The organism is Leptolyngbya sp. ST-U4, from assembly GCF_039962215.1.
In the GTDB taxonomy this organism is placed as follows: domain Bacteria; phylum Cyanobacteriota; class Cyanobacteriia; order Elainellales; family Elainellaceae; genus Leptolyngbya_A.
In genome coordinates, this window is sequence record NZ_JAMPKZ010000079.1 from 1 (window position 1) to 4,912 (window position 4,912).

Below are 4,912 nucleotides of genomic sequence, written 5' to 3' on the forward strand. Positions count from 1 at the left end.
TTGAACGTAGATGGGCAACCGTTCTTCTATCTGGGGGATACGGCTTGGGAATTGTTTCATCGCCTTAATCGAGAGGAAGCGGTTCTTTATTTGCAGGATCGTGCCAGTAAAGGGTTTACTGTCATTCAGGCAGTGGTGCTGGCAGAATTAGACGGATTGGGACAACCCAATCCCTATGGTGATGTGCCCCTGAGTCAGAACGATCCAACTCGACCCAATGAAGCCTATTTTCGTCATGTTGATTTTGTTGTTGACGAAGCAGAAAAACGCGGCTTATTTATCGGTATGCTGCCGACTTGGGGCGACAAGTGGAATAAAAAGTGGGGAGTTGGACCAGAAATTTTTACTCCTGAGAATGCTGCCATCTTCGGTGAATATTTAGGCAACCGCTATAAAAACAAACCAATCATTTGGATTTTGGGGGGCGATCGCAGTCCTGAAAATGAAACTCATCTTAATATTATTCGATCAATGGCAAGGGGCTTAAAACGAGGAGATCGGGGCAACCATCTAATCACCTTTCATCCTCAAGGTGGCAATAACTCAGCAACATGGTTCCACAACGAGGATTGGTTAGACTTTAATATGTTCCAGTCTGGTCACAGTGAACCCAATATTGCCAACTACGAAACGACGACTGCCAACTATGCGCTAACTCCTATCAAGCCCACCCTGGATGGAGAACCCTGTTATGAAGACCATCCGATCGCCTGGAAGCCGGAAAATGGTTGGTTTGATGAGTTTGATGTTAGAAAAGCCGCGTATTGGTCAATGTTGGCAGGGGCGTGTGGTCACACCTATGGCAACCACAACATTTGGCAAATGTGGCAACCTGGTCGTGGACCGATATCTTCTGCAAGAACTCCCTGGCGAGGAGCACTTCAACATCCGGGTGCAACTCAGATGGGCTATTTGCGGCAGCTATTTGAGTCTAGACCATTTACTAAACTGGTACCTGATCAATCCTTATTGATGAGCGATGCAGGGGAGGGGGGCAATCGCATTCAAGCCGCTAGAGCAGAGGATGGCAGCTTTGCATTTATCTATACACCAACTGGAATGCCAATTACTGTAAACCTGGAGAAGATAAGAGGGAACACCGTTAGTGCCTATTGGTATGACCCTAGACAGGGAACAAGGAGGGCGATTGGTCAACTGCAAATTGCAAACTCACAAGAATTTACTCCCCCAAGTCGTGGACGAGGAAATGATTGGATATTGGGTTTAGATAGCGATACGTGATTCTAGTAGATACTTTGCCTTTGATCAATTGCCAGCGCTTGCGGCTGCTCCGGCTTTGGTATATGTCGTCGGAAGGGTAAGAATTTGACCTCAATCGTGGGTTGTGCGTGGTTCCGGCTCCGGTGCGGGCGAAGCTGGAGCGATCGGAGCCTAACAGTAAGATGCACGTTTCAGACTCGATCGCTTTACTATACTCTGGGTAATGAATTGCTGAAATATCGATGAACAAAGGTGAACTGGTAGATAAGATCGCTGAAAAAGCAGACGTTAGTAAGAAGGAAGCCGATGCCATTCCGACGGCTGCGATCGAATCTATTATGGAAGCGGTTTCTTCCGGTGAAAAAGTAACGCTGGTGGGCTTTGGTACATTTGAGCCACGCCAGCAGCAGGAACGAGAAGGACGCAATCCCAAGACTGGGGAAGTGATGACGATTCCCGCCAGCAAGGTTCCGGCATTCTCGGCTGGCAAACTGTTCAAGGACAAAGTTTCAGAATAAGAACCCTCTTAGGCATAAATGCAGCAGTAGCCTCAGCCGACCGCTTTAAGTTAGGGCGATCGGCTCATGTTTTGCATCCTTGTGCGCGGGTACTGTAGGAGTACCCACATGGAGCAGCCTACTTTTTCTTAGGTGTTCGCTGGGACAGGGCAGAACTGCGGTGGACAATGCGAGTATTCACCGAACCCATCAAGAAGGGAGTGGTGTTAGGTGGATTAACGACCGCTTTTTTTCTGGGTCAGTTTGTTTCACCCATTCTCAGCCAACCGTTGAGTAGTGTTGTTGGTTTAGATGTGACCTATCGATTGGCAGGTGGGCTGATGGTTGCAATGGGAGCGATCGCGCTGGCATTGGGTTGGCGTTGGCAGTAAAGCGATCGCTCCTACCTCAACTTCAATTAGCCTAGGCAGGGATGAGTTGGCTCAAATGGGGTAATAATTGTTCCCGCACAAATTGAGAAAATGTTGTGGGTGTCGTTGTCTGTGATGTGCGCGGTTCTGCGGGAGAATACTCCGGATGGCTCAAACTCTGCCACATCTCTACATAGTCTGCCGCGACACTCTCACTAGCGCCTATCCTCAATAACTCTGCTCGAAACTGCTCAGATGTAATCGACACATGGACAATCGATCGCCCTAACTCTTGACTCAAAATCGCTGCTGCTTCGTCAAAGCTTAAATCAGTAGGACCATGCAATCCCAATACAGAATGTCCGCTCCAATTTCGTTGCAACAATAACTCTGCTGCGACGGCTGCAATATCCTGGGTGGCAATTATGGCGAGACGGCGATCGCTTGCAATGGGTAAAAATACACTGTTTGCACTGCGAATTGGGTCAAGCTGCATCAGATAGTTTTCCATGAAAAAACCCGGTCTCAAGTGGACGATGTTTTGTGCAACCGCATTCAACTGCTGCTCAACCTCATACAACCCAGAAATAGGACCCATCCCCTGCGGTAAATGAGCTCCGTTACTGGAAAGATTGACTACATAGGGGATTTGATTCGCTTTAACAGCAGACGCCGCAACGTTGCCCACATGATGCTGATATGCCCGAAAATTGGAAGCACCAAAGTTGTACGGCACAACCCAATACAGAGCTTCTGCAGCTTGGGTTGCCTCAATCACAAACTGAATATCCTCCAACGAACCTTGATGGACGGTCGCATTTTGACGAACCAATGAACTCAGCTTTTCGGAATTTCTTACTAAAACAGTGACATCTGCTCCAGCTTCAATCAATTGTTGGGCAATCCGTCCACCTGTATTTCCGGTAGCTCCTGCAATTGCGATCGACATTGGTATGACTCCAAAAACTCAACTTTCCTCCAGTTATAAACCTGAGTAATTGGATATAGAATGGCAGAAAAGCTATTATTCCTATTCAATCGTCCAATTCTTGCTAATCAGATGGATGCTCTGACTGAAATTCTTAAATCTGTCAAATTAGACAGCACCGTCCATTGTCGCTCCGAGTTCTCAGCCCCTTGGGGTGTGCAGATTGAGGCGATGGCAGATGCCTCATTTCATGTAGTGATGCGCGGTCACTGCTGGCTGGAGGTAGAAGGGGTAGATGAACAAATTCCGTTGGTGGGGGGTGATTTGGTGGTGCTGCCAACAGGCGTTGCTCATGTCTTGCGCGATCACCCCGATAGTCCGGTCGTAACCCTGGGAGAATTGCTGTCTCATCGCCCCTGTCAAGGACAACTAACACTAAGCTATGGTGGTGGCGGAACAGGAACAACTGTTTTGTGTGGTAAAGCCAGTTTTGAAAACCGTGAGATCAATCCTTTACTCTCTGCCCTGCCACCGTTGCTGTTGATTAAAGGAGAAGAAGGACGAGCGGTAGAGTGGTTGGATTCCACACTGCAATTTATTGCCTGCGAAACAGCATCGAACCGTCCGGGTGCAGAAATGATGATTACCTACTTGTCAAATATTGTGTTCATTCAGGCAGTAAGAGCCTATCTCAGTAGCCTGAAGCCGGATGATAGCAATTGGTTGCGTGGATTGGTTGATCCACAAATCAGTATTGCTCTGGCTCTGATTCACCATCAACCTGAAACAAACTGGACCGTAGAAAATTTGGCGAAACGGGTGAATATGTCACGTTCTGGATTTGCAGCGAGATTCAAGTGGTTAATGGGAGAAGCACCGCTGCAATACATTACCCGTTGGCGAATGATTCGGGCAGTTGAGTTGTTGCGATCGAGCAATTTGACGGTAGGAGAGGTTGCTGAACGAGTAGGGTATGAGTCTGAAACAGCGTTTAGCAAAGCGTTTAAGCGTCAGATGGGACAGCCACCAAATCAATATCGCAAGCAATCTGTAGTGTCATGATTTTGCTTGATTGTTAACCTACCGCCAATCTTTAACCGTAATTTGTAGTTAAAGATGAACTCTAAAATTTATTTACTTCCACTCCAGTTTATTAGTTTTGGAGTGATGATGTCGGCAATTAACACAATCAGTACGTGAATTGGCAAGACAATTAGAAAGAGAATTAGAAGACGGACTATCGTCATTACAGATTCAACAATGGCGGGTTGTGGGGCGAGCCAATCAAAAGCAGAATCCAAAAAGTCTGCGACCTGTTGTTTACCCTCCATGCATAACCAGGGACTACGAGCTACGATCGCCCGTTCAGGCTGCCATGCTCGAATCGTCTGGAGGGCATTCCGTAAAGTCGAACGGTTTAGAGTATGGGCGAGTTGAATCCCAAGTGGAGTATGGCGATACATCTGATTCCACCGAGTTGTGACCTGGGCGATCGATGAAAAAGTGGCCGGGTCAAAGTCCATGATCAGATCGGTGAAAATGACGGTACCCGATGCCCGATGGAAGAAGACAATTTCATCAAACCACCCGTTTCCGGTTCCAAAAACACACTGTTCAATCTGACCCGCCCATTTCGGTTCAGGCGTATCAGCAGACAAGGTTTTGTCAAAGGTCAAGTCTTTGGGTTCTGTCGCAAGAATTTTTAACGCTGAATAATCTACATCATTCGCTCTGTTCTATGCAGCAATTCCAAAGATTGATTCAATAAACCTTACTTGAGACACACTATCCCCTTGTTCTATCCCTTTCACTTGTCCTTTTCTAATCATGTTCATCGCTTCAATTCCTCTCAAGGTTCTTCTAGCACTATTAAAGGACTTGAATCCCATCATCGA

General features: G+C 47.1%; 6 protein-coding genes and 1 pseudogene. 4 read left to right on the forward strand and 3 right to left on the reverse strand.

The window, feature by feature from the left end; genetic code table 11:
- From NDA02_RS28050 to NDA02_RS28060, 3 genes are all read left to right on the forward strand, one after another.
- Positions 1–1,242, forward strand: coding sequence for a glycoside hydrolase family 140 protein (locus NDA02_RS28050; protein WP_348256289.1), 1,242 nt, complete (start codon positions 1–3; stop codon positions 1,240–1,242).
- A gap of 221 nt (positions 1,243–1,463) precedes the next feature.
- Complete coding sequence (locus tag NDA02_RS28055; RefSeq protein WP_348256290.1) at positions 1,464–1,739, forward strand: HU family DNA-binding protein; 276 nt, start codon at positions 1,464–1,466, stop codon at positions 1,737–1,739.
- Between the two features lie 167 nt (positions 1,740–1,906).
- Positions 1,907–2,110, forward strand: coding sequence for a hypothetical protein (locus NDA02_RS28060; RefSeq protein WP_348250032.1), 204 nt, complete (start codon positions 1,907–1,909; stop codon positions 2,108–2,110).
- A 31-nt stretch (positions 2,111–2,141) separates the two neighbouring features.
- Here the strand turns inward: NDA02_RS28060 and NDA02_RS28065 are convergent, their stop codons facing one another.
- A complete protein-coding gene (locus NDA02_RS28065) occupies positions 2,142–3,038 on the reverse strand; it encodes an NmrA family NAD(P)-binding protein (RefSeq protein WP_190789593.1) in 897 nt (298 codons plus the stop codon).
- 60 nt (positions 3,039–3,098) lie between these two features.
- Here NDA02_RS28065 and NDA02_RS28070 point away from each other — a divergent pair, with 60 nt between their 5' ends.
- Complete coding sequence (locus NDA02_RS28070; RefSeq protein WP_190789594.1) at positions 3,099–4,079, forward strand: AraC family transcriptional regulator; 981 nt, start codon at positions 3,099–3,101, stop codon at positions 4,077–4,079.
- 68 nt (positions 4,080–4,147) lie between these two features.
- On the opposite strand, the gene NDA02_RS28075 is transcribed toward NDA02_RS28070, so the two are convergent.
- A complete protein-coding gene (locus NDA02_RS28075; RefSeq protein WP_348256291.1) occupies positions 4,148–4,693 on the reverse strand; it encodes a hypothetical protein in 546 nt (181 codons plus the stop codon).
- 60 nt (positions 4,694–4,753) lie between these two features.
- Positions 4,754–4,912: pseudogene (locus NDA02_RS28080) on the reverse strand (IS6 family transposase); the annotation flags it as partial.